Source organism: Micrococcus lacusdianchii (genome assembly GCF_023155805.1).
In the GTDB taxonomy this organism is placed as follows: Bacteria; Actinomycetota; Actinomycetes; order Actinomycetales; family Micrococcaceae; genus Micrococcus; species Micrococcus lacusdianchii.
In genome coordinates, this window is the sequence record NZ_JAKNUW010000001.1 from 230,821 (window position 1) to 251,305 (window position 20,485).

17 protein-coding genes are annotated in these 20,485 nt (G+C 73.3%); 6 read left to right on the plus strand and 11 right to left on the minus strand.

The window, feature by feature from the left end:
* Positions 1-99 precede the first annotated feature (99 nt).
* The 7 genes from rplI to MA879_RS01195 form a co-directional block, all read right to left on the minus strand.
* Positions 100-564, minus strand: coding sequence for a 50S ribosomal protein L9 (gene rplI / locus MA879_RS01165; RefSeq protein ID WP_248122575.1), 465 nt, complete (start codon positions 562-564; stop codon positions 100-102).
* A gap of 27 nt (positions 565-591) precedes the next feature.
* The gene (gene rpsR / locus MA879_RS01170) at positions 592-831 is read right to left on the minus strand and encodes a 30S ribosomal protein S18 (protein WP_002857788.1); all 240 of its coding nucleotides are present in this window, start codon (positions 829-831) and stop codon (positions 592-594) included.
* Between the two features lie 208 nt (positions 832-1,039).
* Complete coding sequence (locus MA879_RS01175; RefSeq protein ID WP_248122577.1) at positions 1,040-1,636, minus strand: single-stranded DNA-binding protein; 597 nt, start codon at positions 1,634-1,636, stop codon at positions 1,040-1,042.
* Positions 1,637-1,752: 116 nt separating this feature from the next.
* Positions 1,753-2,058, minus strand: a complete 306-nt coding sequence (gene rpsF / locus MA879_RS01180) for a 30S ribosomal protein S6 (protein WP_248122579.1) — start codon at positions 2,056-2,058, stop codon at positions 1,753-1,755.
* Between the two features lie 441 nt (positions 2,059-2,499).
* A complete protein-coding gene (locus tag MA879_RS01185; RefSeq protein WP_248122581.1) occupies positions 2,500-3,465 on the minus strand; it encodes an endonuclease domain-containing protein in 966 nt (321 codons plus the stop codon).
* A gap of 246 nt (positions 3,466-3,711) precedes the next feature.
* Positions 3,712-5,202, minus strand: coding sequence for a M18 family aminopeptidase (locus tag MA879_RS01190; protein ID WP_248122583.1), 1,491 nt, complete (start codon positions 5,200-5,202; stop codon positions 3,712-3,714).
* Positions 5,199-6,773 (minus strand): glycosyltransferase family 87 protein, encoded by a 1,575-nt coding sequence (locus MA879_RS01195; RefSeq protein ID WP_248122585.1) that lies wholly within the window; start codon positions 6,771-6,773, stop codon positions 5,199-5,201. The genes MA879_RS01190 and MA879_RS01195 overlap by 4 nt, the downstream gene beginning before the upstream one ends.
* A 179-nt stretch (positions 6,774-6,952) precedes the next feature.
* On the opposite strand from MA879_RS01195, the gene MA879_RS01200 reads away from it, so the two are divergent.
* Complete coding sequence (locus tag MA879_RS01200) at positions 6,953-8,038, plus strand: inositol-3-phosphate synthase (protein WP_248122587.1); 1,086 nt, start codon at positions 6,953-6,955, stop codon at positions 8,036-8,038.
* A gap of 106 nt (positions 8,039-8,144) precedes the next feature.
* Here the strand turns inward: MA879_RS01200 and MA879_RS01205 are convergent, their stop codons facing one another.
* The 3 genes from MA879_RS01205 to MA879_RS01215 form a co-directional block, all read right to left on the minus strand.
* The gene (locus tag MA879_RS01205) at positions 8,145-10,283 is read right to left on the minus strand and encodes an acyltransferase family protein (protein ID WP_248122589.1); all 2,139 of its coding nucleotides are present in this window, start codon (positions 10,281-10,283) and stop codon (positions 8,145-8,147) included.
* Between the two features lie 144 nt (positions 10,284-10,427).
* Positions 10,428-10,727, minus strand: coding sequence for a DUF7218 family protein (locus MA879_RS01210; RefSeq protein WP_061867469.1), 300 nt, complete (start codon positions 10,725-10,727; stop codon positions 10,428-10,430).
* A gap of 52 nt (positions 10,728-10,779) precedes the next feature.
* Entirely contained in the window at positions 10,780-12,231 is a 1,452-nt protein-coding gene (locus tag MA879_RS01215; protein ID WP_248122592.1) for a CCA tRNA nucleotidyltransferase, read from the minus strand.
* 78 nt (positions 12,232-12,309) lie between these two features.
* Between MA879_RS01215 and MA879_RS01220 the strand changes: the two genes are divergently transcribed.
* The 5 genes from MA879_RS01220 (at position 12,310) to trxA (ending at position 18,327) form a co-directional block, all read left to right on the plus strand.
* Positions 12,310-12,915 (plus strand): NUDIX hydrolase, encoded by a 606-nt coding sequence (locus MA879_RS01220; protein ID WP_248122594.1) that lies wholly within the window; start codon positions 12,310-12,312, stop codon positions 12,913-12,915.
* A gap of 64 nt (positions 12,916-12,979) precedes the next feature.
* Positions 12,980-14,776 carry a murein biosynthesis integral membrane protein MurJ gene (murJ, locus tag MA879_RS01225; protein WP_248122596.1) on the plus strand — a complete coding sequence of 599 codons (1,797 nt, stop codon included), beginning with the start codon at positions 12,980-12,982 and terminating at the stop codon, positions 14,774-14,776.
* Positions 14,777-14,873: 97 nt separating this feature from the next.
* The gene (locus MA879_RS01230) at positions 14,874-16,811 is read left to right on the plus strand and encodes a discoidin domain-containing protein (protein ID WP_248122598.1); all 1,938 of its coding nucleotides are present in this window, start codon (positions 14,874-14,876) and stop codon (positions 16,809-16,811) included.
* 94 nt (positions 16,812-16,905) lie between these two features.
* Complete coding sequence (gene trxB, locus MA879_RS01235; RefSeq protein WP_248122600.1) at positions 16,906-17,907, plus strand: thioredoxin-disulfide reductase; 1,002 nt, start codon at positions 16,906-16,908, stop codon at positions 17,905-17,907.
* 96 nt (positions 17,908-18,003) lie between these two features.
* Positions 18,004-18,327 (plus strand): thioredoxin, encoded by a 324-nt coding sequence (gene trxA / locus MA879_RS01240; protein WP_248122601.1) that lies wholly within the window; start codon positions 18,004-18,006, stop codon positions 18,325-18,327.
* A gap of 114 nt (positions 18,328-18,441) precedes the next feature.
* On the opposite strand, the gene MA879_RS01245 is transcribed toward trxA, so the two are convergent.
* The gene (locus MA879_RS01245; protein ID WP_248122603.1) at positions 18,442-19,749 is read right to left on the minus strand and encodes a ParB/RepB/Spo0J family partition protein; all 1,308 of its coding nucleotides are present in this window, start codon (positions 19,747-19,749) and stop codon (positions 18,442-18,444) included.
* Positions 19,750-20,485 lie beyond the last annotated feature (736 nt).

Genomic DNA, 20,485 nt, shown 5'->3' on the forward strand with positions numbered 1-20,485 from the left:
CCCGCCCGTTCCAGCGGAACGGGCAGGGCGTCGTCGTCGGTCTCCCGGAGAGGCCGGACGGCGTCCGGCGCGGGGCCGGCCGCCCTCAGAAGCGGATGATCACTTCTTGGAGCCCTTGGCGGCCACGACCTGCAGGGCGACGGTCGCGACGACCTCGTCGTGCAGGCGCACCTGGGCCTCGTGGTTGCCCACGGTCTTGATGTGGGCCGGGAGGGTCACCTGGCGCTTCGAGACGGTGCCGAGGCCGGCGGCCTCGATCGCCTCGGCCACGTCCGCGGCCTGGACGGCGCCGAACAGGCGGCCCTCCTCACCGGCCTTGCGGTCGATGCGGACGGTGGCCGACTGCAGCTTCGCAGCCTGGGCCTGGGCGTCCTCGAGCGAGGCCGCGGCGCGCGCGGCGCGGGCGGCCTGCAGGGACTCGACCTGCTTCTCCCCGCCCTTGGTCCACACGGTGGCGAAACCGCGCGGGAGCAGGTAGTTGCGGGCGTACCCGTTCTTGACCTCGACGACGTCACCGTCGGTGCCGAGGCCGGCGACCTCCTGGGTCAGGATGAGCTTTGCCATTGTCGTTCCTCTCCTCTGCTCGCTCGATCAGCCGCGGCCGGCGCCGGCGTAGGGCAGCAGGGCCACCTCGCGGGCGTTCTTGACGGCCTGGGCGATCTTGCGCTGCTCCTGGACGGTCACGCCGGTCACCCGACGGGCGCGGATCTTCCCGCGGTCGGAGATGAACTTGCGCAGCAGGGCCACGTCCTTGTAGTCGATCTCGGTGATCTTGGCGGCCTTGAGCGGGTTGGACTTCGGTTTGGGCTTGCGGAGTTCAGCCTTCGCCATCGTGGTGCTCCTTCTTCTCTGGAGCCCGCAGAACGGTTCTGCGGGATGGGATCCACGCGGTGTGCCGCGTGGAGTGCGCCGCGGCGGTGCCGCGGTGCGGGGGTGGCCCGGTGTGACGGGCCTCCGGGCGACGCACGCCCGGACGGGGGTCCTGAGGGGACCGGAGGGCCGGACCGCCGTGCGGGGCACGACGCCGGCCGGCCGCCGATCAGAACGGCGGCTCACCACCGGCGGGGGTGTCCCAGCCGCCGCCCGCGCTGCCGCCGGACCAGGGGTCCTGCGCCGGAGCGGACTGCTGGCCGCCCGAGGGCTGGCCCCAGCCGCCGGACTGCTGTCCGCCGCCGAAGCCGCCGTCGTTGAACCCGCCGCCCTGCTGGCCGCCCCCGGAGGAGCCGCCGCCGGGCTGCTGCCCGCCGCCGAAGCCACCACCGCCGCCACCGCGCTGCGAGCGCGTGACCTTGGCCGTGGCGTACTTCAGTGAGGGGCCGACCTCGTCCACGTCCATCTCCCAGGACGTGCGGTTGTTGCCCTCACGGTCCTGGTAGGAGCGGGACTTCAGGCGTCCCTGCGCGACGACGCGCATGCCCTTGGTCAGCGACTCCGCCACGTTCTCCGCGGCCTCGCGCCAGATCGAGCAGCGCAGGAACAGGGTCTCCCCGTCCTTCCACTCGTTGGACTGGCGGTCGAAGGTGCGGGGGGTCGAGGCGACGGTGAAGTTCGCCACGGCCGCACCGTTCGGGGTGAAGCGCAGCTCGGGGTCGGCGGTGAGGTTGCCGACCACGGTGATGACGGTCTCTCCGGCCATGGTCACTCCTGTGTTCGCGAAATCGGTCAGCGGGCGGGGACGGAATTCCCCGGTGGTGTCGCCGGGTGCGGGGCGGATCGGCCGGGCCGACCGCCGGACGCTCCCGGCGGCGAAGATCACTCGGCGGAGATCTTCTGCTCCTCCGGACGGATGATCTTGGTGCGCATGATCGTCTCGTTGATGTTCAGGACACGATCCAGCTCCTGGGTGGCGGCCGGCTCGGCCTGGAAGTTCACGACCACGTAGATGGCCTCGGACTTCTTCTGGATCTCGTAGGCGGTCTTGCGGCGACCCCACACGTCGATGCTGTCGACGGTGCCGCCGGCGTTGGTGACGACCTCGAGGTACTTCTTCAGGGTCGGCTCCACGGTGCGCTCGTCGACCTCAGGGTCGATCAGCACCATCAGCTCATAAGCACGCATGAGAACCCACCTCCTCTGGGCTTGCGGCCACGGCCTCTCCGTGGCAGGAGGTTCTGTGCTCGTCCCCCGCGCGTCGGTCCACACTCTTGGCGGCACGCGGAGAATCCTGACGATCCTATCATCCGGGTCGAGCACCGGGCCATGGCCCGGTGGGCCGTCAGCGCGGCCCGGGCCCCGGGCCGGGGAGCCCAGGGGCATCGGGTCCCGGGGTCCGCACCCCCCGCACGGACCCCGGTCGGCCGCGGCCTCGATCCCGATCCCCAGTCAACCCCAGCCGCGCTCCGTGCGGGGCGGGTCGGCGTCGTCTGTGGACAACCCGGGCGGCCACGCCCCCGCCCGGGCGCAGTACTGCCGCGTATCCGCCGGTCTACCTGGCAGTACTGCGCCCGGGCCACGCCGGACACCCCACCGACCCCCGCACCCGCGTCCTCGTGCCGCCCCTCACCCGCCGCCGCGCGCCCGCAGCAGCCGTCGCACCCGCTCGACGAACCGAGGCCACTCCGCGAGTCCGAACACCGCGAGGTCCACCCTCAGGGTCTCCACCCCCGCGTCCCGCAGCTCCTGATCCCGGCGCATGTCCCGCCGGTACTGGTCCGCGCGGCTGAAGTGGTGCTCGCCCTCGTACTGCACGGCCACGCGCGCGGCCTCGAAGTACAGGTCCACGGGGGTCGACCGCAGCACCCGTCCCCGCGCGTCCCGGGCCAGGGGGATCCGGGGGTTCACCTGCGGCTCGGGCAGGCCGGCCCGGACCAGTCGGAGCCGCAGCCGGCTCTCCTGGGGCGAGTCCGACCCCGCGCGCAGGTGCGGCAGCGCCTCCTGCAGGGCCCGGCTTGCGGGGCGGCCGGCCACAACGTCGACGGCGGCCCGCAGCTCGTCCGGCCGCGCGAGGGGGTGCCCCCAGCCCGGGGGAAGCCGACCGCGTGGCCCGTCGGCCCGCCGCAGCAGGGCGTCCCCGGCGACGACGAGGTCCTCCCCGCGCAGTCCGGCCGCGGCCAGGTCGAGCCACGTGCGCACCGGGGAGGTCACCGTGTGGGCGTTCCCCGCGGCGCCCAGGACCACGAGGTCCACCGCAGGGTCGAGACGCAGGCGGTGCCCCTCGACCCCGGCCACGCGCGGCTGGGCCGCGGGCCGGAGGCGGGAGAGCTGCGGCGGGGCCTGCCTGCCGGGCGGCAGCCACAGTCCCCACAGTGCCGCCGCGGACGCGTGGCTGACGATCAGGCTCCGGTCGCCCTGGGCGTGCGCCACGGCCATCTGGACGGACGTCACCGGCGCATCGCGTCGACGCCGCAGCCCGCGGCCGGCGGCCACCAGGTCCGGTCGGCGTGCACGGCTGGTGACCAGCCCGGCCTCGACGGCGCGGCGCACGGGGAAGACGGGCTCGGGGACGGCGTTGAGGGGGTCGGTCATGGGCCGAGTCCAGCCCGCGTGGTTGCTCCACGGCAGGGAGTCGCCCCGACCTGGGGAGGGGCGCGCCGTCGTCGTCCGGTGTGCAGGAGGCGACGGCGGCCCCCAGGGTCAGGCCACCGGCGGCACCCGGCCCCGCCCCGCGTCGGCCCGGGCGCAGTACTGCCGCGTATCCGCCGGTCTACCTGGCAGTACTGCGCCCGGGCGGGAGGCCGCGGGGCCTTCCGGTCGCCCGCCTGGGTCCCACCCTCAGACCCCCGAGAAGAACGCCCCCACCGCCGCGGCCAGCCGGGCCGGGTCGCCCGCGCCGCACATCTCCCGGGCCGAGTGCATGGACAGCAGGCCGATGCCCACGTCCACGGTCCGCACGCCCAGGCGAGTCGCGGAGATCGGGCCGATCGTGGAGCCGCACGGCATGTCGTTGTTCGAGACGAACCGCTGGAACGGCACTCCGGCCACACCGCACCAGCGCGCGAAGGCGGCCTCGCCCTCGGCGTCGGTGGCGTAGCGCTGGTTGGCGTTGATCTTCAGCAGCGGCCCGGCGTCCACGCGCGGGTGGTTCACGGGGTCGTGCCGCTCGGCGTAGTTCGGGTGCACCAGGTGGCCGGCGTCCGCGGACAGCAGCCACGATCCGGCCCGCGAGCGCGCCACGCCCTGCCCGCGCACGCCCACGGCGTCCAGCACGCGGTCCATGACGTCCTCGAGCAGGGGCCCGCCCGCGCCGGTGCGGGTCGCCGAGCCGACCTCCTCGTGGTCGAACGCGGCGAGCACCGGGATCACCGGGGCACCCGCGGCCTCCCCGGCCACGCCGTCGGCGACGACGCCGGTCCACCCCGGCGCGTCGTCGTCGCCGTCCGCGGCGCCCGGCTGGGGGCGTCCGGCGGCGAGGGCCTCGAGTGCCACGAGCCCGGCGTGCACGGAGGAGAGGTTGTCCAGTCGGCCGGACGCGAAGAACTCGCCGTTGGCGCCGAACGCGGCGGGAGCCTGCGCGTCGGCGACCACCACGTCCGCCCCGCGCACGTCCGCCACGTCCACGCTGGCCTGCGCGGCCAGCAGCTCGAGGACGTCGCCACTCCTGCGCACGACGCCGGTCACGGCCTCCGCGTCCCCACCCGCCTCAGCGTCGGACGCGCCGCCCACGGACGCGACGATCGGCTGGGTGTGCCGCTGGCGGCCCACCTTCAGCCCCTCCTCGTTGACGCCGCGGTCCAGGTGGACGGCCAGCTGCGGGATGCGGCCCACGGGGCCGGTGGCGGCGAGGACCTGACGACCGTCCGCGAGCACGAGGCGTCCGGCGAAGCGGAGCTCGCGGTCCAGCCACGAGTTCAGCAGCGGCCCGCCGTACACCTCCACGCCGGCCTGCACCCACCCGTCGGCGGTCACGGTGACGTGGCTCGGCTTGAGCTTGAAGCCGGGCGAGTCCGTGTGGGCCCCGAGGACGCGGAACACCGGCACGGCGGGGGCCTCGCCGGCGTCGTCGGAGTGCACGGGGTCCGGCACGAGCCAGGCGACCACGGCGCCGTCCCGGACCACCACGTACCCACCGGGGGTCGCGGGGAACTCGTCCGCCTCGGACAGGCGGGTGAAGCCCACGGCCTCGAGGCGGCGGGCCACCTCGGCGGCGGCGTGGAAGCTGGACGGGGAGGCCTGCACGAACGCGGCCAGGTCCTGCAGGTGCGCGGACAGGGCGGGTGCGCCGGGCACGGGGGTCGGCGCGGGGGCGGGGCTCTGCGTGGTCATGCCTCCCGACGGTACCGCGCCGCCGGCCGCCGCCCCGTCATGCCGGGGTCGGTGAGGCCGACGCGCGGGTCGTCAGGATCCCGGGCGGGGTCGCCGTCGGGACCGCGGACCAGGTCCTCCTCCGGGTGCAGGATCTCCCGCACCACGCGGGCGCACAGCCACAGGACGGCGGCCATGTGGGCGAGGATCGCGGCGACGTAGACGGAGTCGTCCATGGAGTGCTGCGGCATGGAGCCCGAGGCTCCCTTGGCCAGGTACATCCACACCGCGAAGAAGTGCAGGACCTCGATCACCTGCCACACCCAGAACTCGCGCCACCGGGGCACGGCGAGCGCCATGAGCGGGATCAGCCAGATCACGAACTGCGGCGAGTACACCTTGTTGGTCAGCACGAACGCGGCCACCACCAGGAACGTCAGCTGCGCCAGCCGCGGCGTGGCCGTCGCGGTCACCCCGAGCACGAACACCCCGAGGCAGCACACCGCGAACGCCCCGTACGCGAGCAGGGACAGGGAGTCCTCCGGCACCCGGGGCCAGCCCGCCTGGGCCGCCGTCACGTCCCACGCATGCCACACACTGGACAGGCCCGGCCCGCGCTCGGAGGAGAAGGTGAAGAACACGGCCCACGCGTCCCAGTTCGTGAGCATCAGCGGCAGGTTCACCGCCAGCCACGCGGCCACGGCCCCGGCCGCGGCCGTCAGGAACGGGCCGAACCGCCGCGAGCGCACCGCCAGGATGAGCAGCGGCCCCAGGATCAGCAGGGGGTAGAGCTTCATGGCCGCGCCCAGGCCGAACAGCACGCCGGCGAGGGCGGGGCGGCCGCGGGACCACGTCCACATGCCCCACGCGAGCAGGGCCACGGCCCACAGGTCCCAGTTGATGGTGCCGGCCAGGATGACCCCCGGCGCCACGGCCACCATGAGCCCGTCGGTCCAGCGCCGGCCCGCGGTGCGCACGGTGAGCACCGCGGTGGCGGCCCACAGCCCGACGGCGAACACCAGGTTCACGCTCCAGAAGGCGGCCGTGCCCAGGGCCGGCGGGAACGGCAGCACCTGCGTGATCCACGCCGCCAGGGACGCCGCCGCGGACATCAGCACGGGGTACTCGAACGTAGAGTCCGCGCGGAACGGGGCCCACGGGTCCTGCGCGAACCCCCGCCCGCCGTACAGCGCCGCCCAGTCCGAGTAGCAGCCGGCGTAGTACACATTCGGGGCGCCCCAGCCGTGCAGCAGGCACGGCGTCTTCTGCAGCACGGTGACGACGGCGGCCAGCGCCACCAGCACCGCGGTCAGCGCCAGCGGGCTCGCCCACGCGCCGGTGCCCCGACCGCGGCCGTTCGCCGCGAGACCGCCCGGGAGGCCGTGTCGGCCGCCCCGCCGGCCGGGGGGAGCCGCCCACGCGGGGCCCTGCGCGGAGGGGGCCGGGTGTGCGCCCTCAGCGGAACGGGGGCGGGCGGGGAGGAGGGCGCGGCGGGGCCGCGCGCGCCGAGCCGCGGAACGCGGGCCGCCGTCGTCCTGGGCGCGGGCGGGCGGATCGTCGGGGGGGACGCGGTGCGCCGGAGCCGGGGACATGCCCCCCATCCTAGAAAGCCCTGGACGGGGCGGAGCCGTGACGTCCCGGGCGGGCGCACGTCGCCCGGCGTAAGCTGGACTGGATCAACCCCCGGGCGAGAGCTCCGCACGAGGAGCCCCCGCGCGTGCCTGACGGGCACGCGAGCGCCCGCCCCGGACCCTGAGGAGAGAACCAGACCGTGGCTGAGAACCCCATCCGCGTCGCCATCGCCGGCGTGGGCAACTGTGCGACGTCCCTGATCCAGGGCGTCGAGTACTACCGGGACGCGACGGCGTCCGATGCCGTGCCGGGCCTGATGCACGTGCAGTTCGGCGACTACCACGTCTCCGACCTCGACTTCGTGGCCGCGTTCGACGTGGACGCCAAGAAGGTCGGCCTGGACCTGTCCGAGGCGATCCTGGCCTCGGAGAACAACACCATCAAGCTCGCCGACGTCCCGCACGCGGGCGTCGAGGTGCAGCGCGGCCCCACCCTGGACGGCCTCGGCAAGTACTACAAGGAGACCATCGAGGAGTCCTCCGCCGAGCCCGTGGACGTGGTGCAGGTGCTCAAGGACGCCCAGGTGGACGTCCTGGTCTGCTACCTGCCGGTCGGCTCGCAGCAGGCCACCGAGTTCTACGCTCAGGCCGCGATCGACGCCGGCGTCGCCTTCGTCAACGCGCTGCCCGTGTTCATCGCGGGCACGAAGGAGTGGGCGGACAAGTTCACCGAGGCCGGCGTGCCGATCGTGGGCGACGACATCAAGTCCCAGATCGGCGCCACCATCACCCACCGCGTGATGGCCCGCCTGTTCGAGGAGCGCGGCGTGCATCTGGACCGCACGTACCAGCTCAACGTGGGCGGCAACATGGACTTCAAGAACATGCTCGAGCGCGAGCGCCTGGAGTCCAAGAAGATCTCCAAGACGCAGGCCGTAACCTCCAACACCTCGGCCGCTCTCGGCGAGAAGGACGTGCACATCGGCCCGTCGGACTACGTGGCGTGGCTGGACGACCGCAAGTGGGCGTTCGTGCGCCTCGAGGGCCGCAACTTCGGCGACGCGCCCGTGAACCTGGAGTACAAGCTCGAGGTGTGGGACTCCCCCAACTCGGCCGGCGTGATTATCGACGCCGTCCGCGCGGCCAAGATCGCCCTGGACCGCGGCGTGGGCGGCCCGATCCTCTCGGCCTCGTCCTACTTCATGAAGTCCCCGCCCGTGCAGCACCACGACGAGGAGGCCCGCGAGCTCGTGGAGGCCTTCATCCGCGGCGAGATCGAGCGCTGACCCGCCCGGTCCCCGCGGACCGCGCACGACGCCGGCCCGTCACCCTCCCCGTGGAGGTGACGGGCCGGCGTCGTCGTGGGGGCGCGCGCCGCCCCGGCCACCGCGCTCAGCGCCGCGCGCCGAGCCGGTCCTCGATGGTGAGCCGGACGAGCTGGGCGTACATGGCCTGGCCGTCGGCGCGGGGGTGCACGCCGTCGGCGGAGAAGTCCGTGACGTGCTGCTTCGCCGCGGCGTCCCAGTCCGCCAGGACGATCCGGTCCGGATGCGCCGTGGCCTGCGCCTCCATCTGCACCTGCACGTCCGCGATCCAGTCCATCGGGCCGTGCGGGACGACGAGCACGAGCAGCCGGTCCTCGCCGACGGCCGCCAGGATCTTCTCCCAGTCGCCCCGATGGGTGGTGCCGTTGGCGCCCAGGGCCACCACGACGACGTCGCTCAGCTGGCCGTCCGCCTTGAGCTTCTCGAGCTCGTCCGCGGCGTCCCAGATCTGGTAGCCCACCTCCGCCTCGAGCAGCATCCCCGGCAGCTGCTCCATGAGCGTGGGCGCGGCCGAGAGCGAGACGGAGTCGCCGATCAGGGTGACGTCCGGGCCGAGCTCGGACGGCGGCAGGGCCGCGGTGAGCTGCTCCTTGGAGTACGTGGGGCGCGTGACGGCCGGGTCGCCGAGCCCGAGCCCGGACGGCTCGGCGGACGACCCGGGCGAGGACGTCGCGCCGGCGGAGCCCTCCGCGTCCCCGGGGGCGGCCGAGCCGGGCGAGGCCGAGGCCGACGCCTCGGCCCGCTTCGACTGCTCCGCCGCGCGGGACTCGCGGGCCGCCTGCTGCGCCGCCTCGGCGGCCTTGAGGGACTCCTCCGCCTGGGCGATGTCCTGCTCGAGCTGGGTCTGCGCGGGCGAGTGCACCACGGCGGCCACGGCCGCCGCGGGCACGGCCACGAGCCCCAGCGCCGTGGCGGCGGCCGCGAGCCGGCCGATCGGCCCGGCCCCGCCCGTGAACGCCCGCCGCGCGGCCGCACCCCAGCGGCCGAAGGCGCCCCTGAACCCCTCGTGGAGGATGGGCTCCTCGATCAGCCGGGTGCTCAGGTCGGCGATCAGGGCGGTCAGCAGCAGGATCGCGCCGGCGGCCACGGGCTCGACCCACCCGGGGGCGTCCACGGGCACCATCACGCGCATGATCACGAGCAGCGGCCAGTGCCACAGGTATGCGGCGTAGGAGCGGCGCCCCCACCAGCGCAGGAACCCGTTGCCCAGCACGCGCGAGAGCGAGTCGCGCCGGTCGCCCTGCACCACGTGCCAGACGATGAACGCGACGACGGCGGACAGGCCCGCCAGCACTCCGCGGTACGTGCTCGCGTGGCCGCCGTCGACCAGGGCGAAGCCCGCCGCGAGCACCGCGACGGCGCCCCACGCGACAGCCACCCGCGTGGCCGAGGTCCGCGGCTCGGGGCCGCCGTGCTCGGGCCGGGGCACGTGGGCCAGGCCGATCGCCACGCACGCGCCGAACAGCAGGCCGAAGGCGTGGGTGTCCGTGCCGAAGTAGAGGCGGGCCTGCTCGAACCCGTGCCACGAGCCCCAGGCCATCCACGCCGCGGAGGCCACGGCCGCGACCGCGACCGCGAGGATGCGGCGTCGGTCCGCCACCCGCCCCGGGTTCACCGTGCTGCGCGGCGGCCAGGTGAGCAGGAGCAGCCCCCAGAGGAGCAGGGGCCAGAGGATGTAGAACTGCTCCTCGATCGCCAGGGACCACAGGTGCTCGAACAGGGGCGGCGAGGCGCGGTTGAAGTAGTCCCCGCCCTGCAGGATCATCACCCAGTTGCTGGTGTAGGTCAGGGCGCCGAACCATTGGCGGCCCAGGCCCGCGGGGAACTCGTCCACCGCCAGCCACGCGAGCGCGGTGGTGCCCACAAGCGCCATCAGCATGGCCGGGATGAGTCGTCGGACGCGCTTCATCCAGAAGGTGCCCAGGGCCACGCCCCGGCCCGCGTCCACGCCGCGGACCAGGCCGGTGGTGATGAGGAAGCCGGAGAGCACGAAGAACATGTCCACGCCCACGAACCCGCCGCGCAGGAAGGTGGGCCAGGCGTGGAAGACGAGCACGGCGAGCACCGCGATCCCCCGCAGCCCGTCGAGGGCGGTCACCCGGCCGGGGCCGCGGCTGACCCGCGTGCCGACCTTGACGGCGGGCGCGCCGTCCTGGGGTGGCAGGGCGTGGCGGGGCACGGGCGCGGTGCGCTGGTCGGAACTCACAGCGGTCGATCATCCCATCCGGACCTGGATGGGCCAAAGCCTCCGGCTATCCCCCGCAGGCCCCACCGCGTTGGGGGCGGTTTCCGGCGGTATTCCGCTCCCAAAGCACCGGGTTCCGCCCCGGAAGCGGGGTGCGGGCGCCGGTCAGTGGTTCCGCAGCGCCTCGATGAGCTCATCCTTGGTCATCGTGGAGCGGCCCTCGATGTCGAGCTCGCGGGCCCGCTTCGCGAGCTCGTCCTTGGTCCAGTCCGCGTAGGAGCCGGCCTCGCCGCCGCGCTCGGCGACCTCGTCCCGGCCGTCCCGGGCGGACGCGTTGGCGATCCGCGCGGCCTTCTCCTCGCTCGCGCCCTCGCGGCGCAGCGCCTCGTAGACCTCGGGGTCCTTGATGCTGGACGTGCCGGGGCCCATGGGGGCGCCGTTCTTCTCGGTCTTCTTCTCAGCCATGCGGCCAGTGTGGTCCCGGCCCGACGACGGGTGGAAGGCCCGCCGCGCCGCCTCAGTCCTGCTGAGCCTCCGGCTGCTCCGCCCACCAGCGGCGCAGCTCGGCCTCGGCCGCGTCTCGCTCGTGGGGGCCCTCGTCGAGGCGCCACTCGAGCAGGTGCTTATAGGCCCGCCCCACCACAGGGCCGGGGCGGATGCCCAGCAGCGCCATGATCTGCTCGCCGTCCAGGTCGGGGCGGACGGCGGCCATCTCCTCGGCCTCGGCGATCTCCTCGATGCGCCGCTCGAGGTCGTCGTAGGCGTGGGCCAGGCGCTCGGCCTTGCGGCGGTTGCGGGTGGTCACGTCCGAGCGGGTCAGCGCGTGCAGCCGCGGCAGGAGGTCCCCGGCGTCGTGCACGTACCGGCGCACCGCCGAGTCGGTCCACCCGGCGTCCCCGTACCCGTAGAAGCGCATGTGCAGCTCCACCAGACGGGCCACGGCCTTGACCGTCTCGTTGTCGAAGCGCAGGGCCTTCAGACGCTTCCGCACCAGCTTCGCGCCCACGTTCTCGTGGTGCCGGAAGCTCACCGCACCCGAGGGCTCGAAGCGGCGCGTGGCGGGCTTGCCGACGTCGTGCAGCAGCGCCGCCAGGCGCAGCACCACGTCCGGGGAGGCCTTCGAGTACTGCGCCTCCTGCTCCACGGCCTGCTCGAGCACGGTGAGGGAGTGGGCGTAGACGTCCTTGTGCCGGTGGTGCTCGTCCGTCTCCAGCTGCAGGGCGGGCAGCTCCGGCAGGACGTGCTCGGCCAGCCCCGTGCGGACCAGCAGGTCCAGGCCGCGGCGCGGGTGCCGCCCGGAGACCAGCTTGACCAGCTCGTCCCGAACGCGCTCGGCGGAGATGATCGTGATGCGCTCGGCCATGTCCGTCATGGCCTGTTCCACCTCATCGGCCACCGCGAACCCCAGCTGGGCGGCGAACCGGGCGGCACGCATCATGCGCAGCGGGTCGTCGGAGAAGGAGTCCTCGGGCGCGCCGGGGGTGCGCAGCACGCCCGCGGCCAGGTCCCGCATGCCGCCGTGCGGGTCCACGAGCTCCATCCCGGGCAGGCGCAGGGCCATCGCGTTGACGGTGAAGTCCCGGCGCAGCAGGTCGTCCTCGAGACTGTGCCCGAACGCCACCTGCGGCTTGCGGGAGGCCGGGTCGTACTGCTCGGCGCGGTACGTGGTGACCTCCAGCTGCCAGCCGCCCCTCTGGAAGCCGATGGTCCCGAAGCGCCGGCCCACGTCCCACACGGCATCCGCCCAGCCGGTGCCCACGCGCTCGGTGGCGGCCGGATCCGCGTCCGTGGTGAAGTCCAGGTCCACCACGGGCCTGCCCAGGAACAGGTCCCGCACCGGCCCGCCCACCAGGGACAGCGCGTGCCCCGCGGCCTCGAACCGGCGGCCGAGCTCCACGACGACGGCGGGCAGGGTGGCGTCCGCGGGGAAGGCGGCGGGCAGCGCGAGGTGCTCGGAGGACGATTCCATGATGGGTACCAGGGTGCCAGATCGGCGGGGCCGGGCGGCCCGGACGGGGGGCTCTGCCCCCGCGTTAGAGTGGAGGCCATGTCCAGCCCCGATCCCTCCGCGCACCGGGGCGCCCCCCTGCCCTCCGCGCTGGGCGCCCGGCGCCGTCCTCCGCAGCAGCCGCGGCCCGCCGCGCCCGCCCCCGCAGGGCCCCGCCCGCCGGCCGACTCCGGCCTGCCCACGGTGGAGGAGGTCTCCGCGGGGGGCATCGTGATCCGCGAGCACCAGGGCGAGCTGCAGGTGGCCGTGATCGCCCGCTACAACCGCGGCGGACGCCTCGAGTGGTGCCTGCCGAAGGGCCACCCGGAGGGCCGGGAGGACCACCGTCAGGCGGCCGTGCGCGAGGTGGAGGAGGAGACCGGGATCGCCGGGGACATCCTCGAGCCCCTCGGGTCCATCGACTACTGGTTCACCGTCTCCCGGCACCGCGTGCACAAGACGGTCCACCACTTCCTGCTGCGCGCCGTCGGCGGCGAGCTCACCACGGAGAACGACCCGGACCACGAGGCCGTGGACGTGGCGTGGGTGGGCATCGACGACGTCGCCCGCCGCCTCTCCTTCGCCAACGAGCGCCGAATCGTGGACCTGGCCCGCCGGATCCTTCCCCAGCACTTCCCCGGGGACCACGCCCCCGGGCGCATCTGACCCTGTCCTCCCCGACCCGCCCCGGTGTCCCCGGCCGCGGGTCCCTCCTCACGATGGGTGAGCCTTGAGCAGCAGCACCGCCCCGCGCCGCGCGGCACCGAACAGGCCCGACGCCGCCCCCGCCCGCACCGCGGACGACGTCCCCGAGGGCGAGCGACGCGCGGGCCGCTCCACCGCCATCATGGCGGCGGGCACCATGGTCTCCCGCGTGCTCGGGTTCGTCCGGGCGGCGCTGCTGACCATCGCGATCGGGACCACGGTGGGCACCGTGGCGGACATCTTCGAGGTGGCCAACTCCCTGCCCAACGTGATCTACCTGCTCCTGGTGGGCGGCGTGTTCAACGTGGTGCTCGTCCCGCAGCTGATCAAGCACGCCAAGGACGCGGACCGCGGCGCGGACTACACGTCCCGGCTCATGACGCTGTCCATCCTGGTGATGCTCGCGGCCACGGTGCTCGTGACCATGGCCGCCGCGCCCCTGATGCACGTGCTCACCCGCGAGTGGACCCCGCAGATGCTGCAGCTGGGCACGGTGTTCGCGCTGTGGTGCCTGCCGCAGGTCTTCTTCTACGGCATGTACGCGCTGGTGGGGCAGATCCTCAACGCCCACGGCCGCTTCGGGGCCTACATGTGGGCGCCCGTGCTCAACAACGTGGTGGCGATCGCGGCGATCGGCCTGTACCTCGTGATGTTCGGCGCGTACGACGGCGGCGACCTGCTCGGGGAGTGGACGGCGACCCAAACCCTCGTGCTCGCCGGCGGCCACACCCTGGGGGTGGTGCTGCAGGCCCTCATCCTGTTCCTGCCGCTGCGTGGCCTGGGCCTGAGGCTGCGCCCGCGGTTCGGCTGGCGCGGCATGGGCCTGCGGCACACCGGGCGGATCGCCGGGTACACGCTGGTCACCATGGCGGTCAGCAACATCGTGCTGCTGCTCTCCCACCGCTACATCAACGGCGCCTCCGCCGCCCGTGAGGATCCGGCCATCCGGGTCCCCGGCACGGAGGGCTGGAGCGCGGACCTGGCCGAGGCGGCCATCCCCGGACTGACGGCCTACAACCAGGCGATGCTGATCTCCGTGCTCCCGCACTCGGTGTTCGTGCTGTCCCTGGCCACCGTGCTGTTCAACCGGCTGGCACGCTCCATGGGCGAGGGGGACCACGCCGAGGTCCGGCGCACCACCGCCAGCGGCCTGCGCACGTTCGCCGCTCCTCTGATGTTCTGCCTGGCCGCGGTGCTCGTCCTCGCCGGCCCGCTGGGCCGCCTGTTCGGCTCGACGGCGGACACCGCCCAGGTCACGGGCATGGCCGTGGGCGCTCTCATCCTGGTGATGAGCCTGTCCATGCCGTTCCGCTCCGGCAGCTTCTACCTGCTGCGCGTGTTCTACGCCGCCGAGGACGCCAGGATCCCCATGCTCGTGCAGGTGAGCACATCCTTCGTGACCCTCGCGCTCACCGCGGCGGGCGCATTCCTGCTGCCGCTGTGGGCCATCACCTACTGGGCCGTGGTGGCGTCCGTGCTCGCCCACGCCTACCAGTTCGTGCTGGTGCACGTCCTGGCCGTACGGCGGTTCGGGGACTACGGCTTCGGCCACGTGCTGAACGCCTACGCCCAGACCGGCGTGGCGGCGGCCGTGGCGGGGGCGGCAGGCGCCGTCGTCGCCGGCCTGCTGGGCGCGTACTCCGGCGGCTTCGCGTGGAGCACCATCCTGTCCGCGTTGCTGACCTGCGCCGTGGTGGGCACGGTCATGGCGCCCGTGTACGTGGCGGCACTGCGGTTGCTGCGCTTCCCCGAGCTGGACGCCGCGCTGCGCCCGCTCGTGCGCCGGGTGCCCGCGCTGGGCCGGGTGCTCGGCACAGGCTGAGCGGCCCCCCGCGACACGTCACGGACCCCGCCCTGCCGGGCCCCGCCCCGGCGCACGTATCATCGGGGACCGAACCCCCGTTCGTCAGGAGACCTCCGTGCCCCAGTCCCTCCCCGTCGGTACCGTCCTGGGCGGCCGCTACCGCATCACCGACCACGTGGTGACGTCCGCTGACCAGGACATGGTCTTCCACGGGGCGGACCAGGTGCTCAACCGCCGCGTCACCGTCCTGGTGGCCTCCCCCGAGAACGCCACCCAGGTGGCCTCCTCGGCGCGCGAGCTGGCCACGGGCGAGCGGCAGGACGACGTCCAGGTCCTCGACCTGGGACTCAGCGAGGGACGCACCTACCTGATCGCCGGAGGCGACCCCGACCCGGACGTGCTGCTCGGCCTGGCCTACCCGCAGGAGCTCCATGTGGAGCCCTTCCAGACGGACACCCTGGGCTCGGAGATCTTCGGCCAGTCCCGCACGGAGGAGGCCCACAGCTACGACGACGACGACGCCTACTACGCGGACCTCGACCGCCGCCTGCGCGCCGACGAGGCGAAGTCCCAGCGCCGCCCCGGCTTCCTGAACCGCATCTCCGAGCGCATCACCGAGCGCGTCCGCCCCGCCGACGGCACCGCCGCCAAGGCCGCCGCGGGCGCCTCCGCCCTGGCCGCCGCCGACGCCGCCACGCGAGCCCAGCAGGAGGAGCGCGAGCAAGAGGAGCGCGAGCGGGAGGAGCGCGAGCGGGAGGAGCGCGAGCGGGAGCGCCAGGAGGCGGAGGATGCCCGTCGGGAGGAGGCCGAGGCAGCCGAGGCAGCCGAGGCAGAGCGTGATGACGCTGCGGCGGGCGCCGCCGTGGACCGCGAGGACCACGAGCCCGAGCCCGCCACCCAGGCCGTCCCGGTCGTGGAGACCGAGGCCGAGGGCGACGCCCCCGCCACCGCCGAGCCCGCCCCTGCCGACCCGAGTCCCGCCGACCAGTCCGACGACGCCCCCGCCACCCAGGCCACACCCGTCGTGGCGGAGACGGCCCCCGTGCGTCGTCTCCGCCCCGCCCCGCGGCGCGCGCTCCGGGACGAGGCCGCCGAGTGGCGTGCCGGCCTGGGCGCCGGCACCGGGGCGGCCGCCGCCACCGCGGGCGCGGTGGGCGCCGCGGGCACCGCCGCCGCGGCCACCCCGCCCGTGGAGGCGGTCCGACCGGCCTCCGAGGAGCCCGCCACGGCCGGCGTGTCCGACGATGAGGCTCTCGCCTCCGAGCCGACGGGCGCGGACACGGGCGCGGGCGCGGGCGCGGGCGCGGGCGCGGGCGGATCCTCCGCCGCCACGGCGGTCCCCACCGAGGAGCCGGCGCGCTCCTCGAGCGGCCGGTCCTGGCTGCTCGCCCTCCTGCTCGTCGGGGCGCTGGTCCTGGCCGGCGTCGCCGGCCTGTTCCTGCTCGCGCAGAACCGGGACTCCGTGGCGCCGGCCGTCCCGGCCGCGTCCCCCGAGCCGTCGTCGGAGGCCCCGGGCGCCGAAGGCACGACGTCCGCGTCGCCGTCGTCGGAGGCCACCCCCGAGGAGGAGACGACCACCGCCGTCCCGGCGGGCGCCGAGCCCCGTCCAACGGCCGTCGAGCGCCGCGTGCCGGAGCTGCCTGCCCTCGAGGAGGAGAACGACGCCACCCTGGGCGCCCTGATCGACGGCGACCCGGGCACCGCGTGGCAGAGCTACGCCTACAACCGCCCCAACTTCGGCGGCTACGTGGACAGCATGAACCTCGTGGTCGAGCTCGAGCAGCCCGCGGAGATCGACGACGTGGTGCTGCGGCACGCGGGCGGCACCGGGGGCAGCTGGATCGCCTACCTCGCGGACAGCCCCGAGGGCGGACAGGACGACGCCCGGCAGATCGGCCAGGGCACCTTCGACGAGGAGACCATCACGGTCCCCGTGGAGGGAGAGGACCGCACCGCCGGGTACGTCATCCTGAGCGTGACCTCCCTCCCCCAGGTCGACGGCGATGCCGAGCACCCGTACGGCCTGCAGCTGACGGAGATCGGGGTCCGCTGACGCCCTTCCCGGGCGGGTGCGGCACGGAATACGCGTCCCCCGCCCACGGTTGCCCTGGGAGCGCGAGAGACATCCCCGATCCCTGGAGGACCATGTGAGCACCCCCGAGCAGGACCGACAGATCCGCAACGTCGTCATCATCGGCTCCGGCCCCGCCGGGTACACGGCTGCCATCTACACGGCCCGGGCCAGCCTGGCCCCCGTGGTGGTCGCCGGTGCGGTCACGGCGGGCGGCGAGCTGATGAACACCACCGAGGTGGAGAACTTCCCGGGCTTCCCCGAGGGCGTGCAGGGTCCGGAGCTGATGGCGAACCTGGAGGCCCAGGCGCGCCGGTTCGACGCCGAGATCGTCTTCGACGACGTCGTCACGGCCGATCTGACCTCCTCCCCCAAGGTGCTCACCCTGGGCGACGGCTCCCAGATCCGCGCCCACGCGGTGATCATGACCACCGGCTCCGCCTACCGCGAGCTCGGCGTCGAGGGTGAGAAGCGGCTTTCCGGCCACGGTGTGAGCTGGTGCGCCACGTGCGATGGCTTCTTCTTCCGTGAGCAGGAGATCGCGGTGGCCGGCGGCGGGGACTCCGCCATGGAGGAGGCGCTCTTCCTGACCAAGTTCGCCTCCAAGGTGCACGTGCTCGTGCGCCGGGACCAGCTGCGCGCCTCCAAGATCATGGCCCGCCGCGCCAGGGAGGAGCCGAAGATCGAGTTCCACTGGAACACCGAGGTCGCCGCCGTGAACGGCGGCGACAAGCTGCAGGGCCTGACCCTGCGGGACACGCGGACGGGTGAGGAGTCCGACCTGGCGGTGACGGGACTGTTCGTGGCCATCGGCCACGACCCCCGCACCGACCTGGTGCGGGGCCAGCTGGAGCTGACCGAGCACGGCACCATCCGCATCGACCACCCCTCATCCCGGACCTCGATGCCCGGCGTCTTCGCCGCCGGTGACGTCACCGACCACACCTACCGTCAGGCCATCACGGCCGCCGGGTCCGGCTGTGTAGCCGCGCAGGACGTGGAGCATTACCTCGCGGAGGTCGCCGACGTCGAGGAGGCCGCCCCTGCCGCACCGGACTCCGACAGCAACCCCGCATGACCGCCACCGGGTTCACTCCTGACCACGGTCAAGGGTGAACCCGATGATGACCCTGACAGCCTGCCATTCCACCCCCGCCCGACCAGGAGGAACACCATGAGCACCATCAACGTCACCGACGCCGATTTCCAGGAGAAGGTCCTCGACTCCGAGCTGCCCGTCCTCGTGGACTTCTGGGCCGAGTGGTGCGGCCCGTGCCGCATGCTGGGCCCGGTCCTCGAGGAGATGGCCGCCGAACACGAGGGCAAGGTCGTCATCGCGAAGCTGAACGTGGATGAGAACCCGGCGTCGGCCGCGACGTTCGGCGTCACGTCCATCCCGCTGGTCCTGGGGTTCCAGAACGGCGAGAAGGTGGCCGAGTCCGTGGGGGCCAAGCCCAAGCAGCAGCTGGAGAAGGAGTTCTCCGCGCTGCTCGGCTGAGCCGCCCCTCCCCCACCGCGGGGGTGCAGGAGTGCCCCTCCACCGTCAGGGTGGAGGGGCCCTCGTGCTTCTGTGGACGTCGCCCGTCGGGCCCGGCCGACGGCGTCGCTGGGGTCAGCGCTCCAGGTCTTTCCCCGCGGGGGCCTCGCCCTGGATCAGGTCCATGATGCGGTTGAGGTCCTCCACGGAGGTGAAGTCGATCGCGATCCTGCCCTTGCGAGCCCCGAGGGTGATCTTCACCTGGGTGTCCAGCCGGGAGGTCAGGGCGGTGGCGAAGTAGTCCAGGCGCTCATGCCGAGTGCCATCCTCCCTGCCCCGACTGGCCTTCGGCGCAGGACGCACCGAGCCCTGCAGCTGGGCGACGGCGTCCTCGGTGGCGCGGACGGAGAGCCCCTCCGAGACGATCCGCTGAGCCAGCCGTTCCATCTCCGCCGGGTCCTCCAGTCCCAGCAGCGCCCGGGCGTGCCCGGCGGACAGGGTGCCCACGGCCACCCGTCGCTGCACCAGCGGGGGCAGGCGCAGCAGTCGCATGGTGTTGGAGATCTGAGGACGCGACCGGCCGATGCGCTGCGAGAGCTCTTCCTGGGTGCAGGAGAAGTCCTCCAGGAGCTGCTGGTACGCGGCTGCCTCTTCCAGGGGATTCAACTGGGATCGGTGGAGATTCTCGAGGAGAGCGTCGCGCAGCAGGTCCTGGTCCGGCGTCTGGCGGATGATCGCCGGGATGGTCTCCAGGCCGGCCTTCTGGGTGGCGCGCCACCGGCGCTCACCCATGATCAGCTCATAGGGGGTGTCGGCGTCGCTGACCTGGCGAACGATGATCGGCTGGAGGATGCCCACCTCGGTGATCGAGGTGACGAGCTCTGCCATGTGCTCCTCATCGAACACCTCGCGGGGCTGGCGCGGGTTGGGGTGGATGTCCCCCACCGGGATGTCCCTCAGCACGGCGATGTCCGGGGAGACGGTGCCGTCCACGGGCTCCGGGGCAGCTGCGTCTCCCGTGTCTGGACGCGACGTGGCCGCGGGGCGCCGCCCCGGCGCCTTCACTGTGGGCATGGACGGTCGGCCGGACCCGGACCTGCTGGGACGGCGTGTGCGCTCCGCGTCAGGATCCTCGGTGCGCGTGAAGAAGATGTCGGCAGGACGCCCAGGAACCGCATCGGGGGCCTCTGCGTTGGAAGTCTTCGACGAAGGCTTGCGATCAGGAGAAACTTCTGCGACCGAGGGCCGAGGCGTCCCGCCCGCCTTCTCGCTTGCGCCGCGCGGACGACGCTCCGACGTGGGCACTTTCGTGTCGGAGGCCGAGTCCTCGGCCGCGATGGGCGTATCGGTGGACGACGCTCCAGCCCCATCCGGCTCGGTGGTGTTCTGGATCAAGGCACCCAGGCCTCGGCCCAGTCCCCCTCGGCGACTCGTCTTGACCACTGTCTCCTCCTTGTTCAGGGTATTCGTGCGCTATTCTACGGTTCGGCGCGGGTTCAGTCGTGGGTGGGGACGGCCCGTTCGCGCGATCATGGGCGCCGTTTCACGTGGAACAGCGCGATTGAGGGCACTGTGATCGTTCTTGGACACGTTGGGCCATGGGGAAATTGGCCTTGCCGACGTTCGTCGCCCCGCGTCTCCTCCGGGATTCTTCCGTCATCCTGCAACAGGTGCCCACTCGGCTCGGCCGAACTCGCCACTCCACCGGGACATGCCGCACTCGGTTACGTCTCCAGGATTCTGCGTGGTGGTGCGCTTGGGGCCGGCGCCATGCCCGGCTGTTACCGTGTAAGACCTTCGCGCTCGGATGATCCGTGTGATCGGGGCCTCTGCATTCGATTTGAAGGCGTACCAGTTGCCAGGGCCCTCCCGGTGCACCTATGCCTGCACACTCATCCACTCTGACCGGGAGCCGTTCCAGGACTCAGTGCCCCGTGTCAGTGTCCCTGTCCGTGATGTCATCAGCGTCAGCGGAGGGTTTCACATGAAACGCATCAGCGAGGACGGCCTCTCATTGCTCCCATCCGTGTGCAACCTGGAGGTCCGACAACGCTGCAGGCAACCGTCCGCTCGACAAACAGTGAAGGCCACGACCTGTCCTGCCCTGCCCGGCCGACCACGGGCTGAATGACCGGGCAGCGGTGGAGGACGTGGGTTCAATTGCTCAGTTCCGGATGCG

What these genes read in the sequence shown, in the direction of transcription:
- rpsR (WP_002857788.1), bottom strand. Translation starts at nt 831, where the DNA reads ATGGCGAAGGCTGAACTCCGCAAGCCCAAACCGAAGTCCAACCCGCTC.
- MA879_RS01210 (WP_061867469.1), bottom strand. Translation starts at nt 10,727, where the DNA reads ATGGCTGAGAAGAAGACCGAGAAGAACGGCGCCCCCATGGGCCCCGGC.
- trxA (WP_248122601.1), top strand. Translation starts at nt 18,004, where the DNA reads ATGAGCACCATCAACGTCACCGACGCCGATTTCCAGGAGAAGGTCCTC.
- MA879_RS01190 (WP_248122583.1), bottom strand. Translation starts at nt 5,202, where the DNA reads ATGACCACGCAGAGCCCCGCCCCCGCGCCGACCCCCGTGCCCGGCGCA.
- rplI (WP_248122575.1), bottom strand. Translation starts at nt 564, where the DNA reads ATGGCAAAGCTCATCCTGACCCAGGAGGTCGCCGGCCTCGGCACCGAC.
- MA879_RS01185 (WP_248122581.1), bottom strand. Translation starts at nt 3,465, where the DNA reads ATGACCGACCCCCTCAACGCCGTCCCCGAGCCCGTCTTCCCCGTGCGC.
- MA879_RS01215 (WP_248122592.1), bottom strand. Translation starts at nt 12,231, where the DNA reads ATGGAATCGTCCTCCGAGCACCTCGCGCTGCCCGCCGCCTTCCCCGCG.
- MA879_RS01220 (WP_248122594.1), top strand. Translation starts at nt 12,310, where the DNA reads ATGTCCAGCCCCGATCCCTCCGCGCACCGGGGCGCCCCCCTGCCCTCC.
- MA879_RS01195 (WP_248122585.1), bottom strand. Translation starts at nt 6,773, where the DNA reads ATGTCCCCGGCTCCGGCGCACCGCGTCCCCCCCGACGATCCGCCCGCC.
- MA879_RS01175 (WP_248122577.1), bottom strand. Translation starts at nt 1,636, where the DNA reads ATGGCCGGAGAGACCGTCATCACCGTGGTCGGCAACCTCACCGCCGAC.
- rpsF (WP_248122579.1), bottom strand. Translation starts at nt 2,058, where the DNA reads ATGCGTGCTTATGAGCTGATGGTGCTGATCGACCCTGAGGTCGACGAG.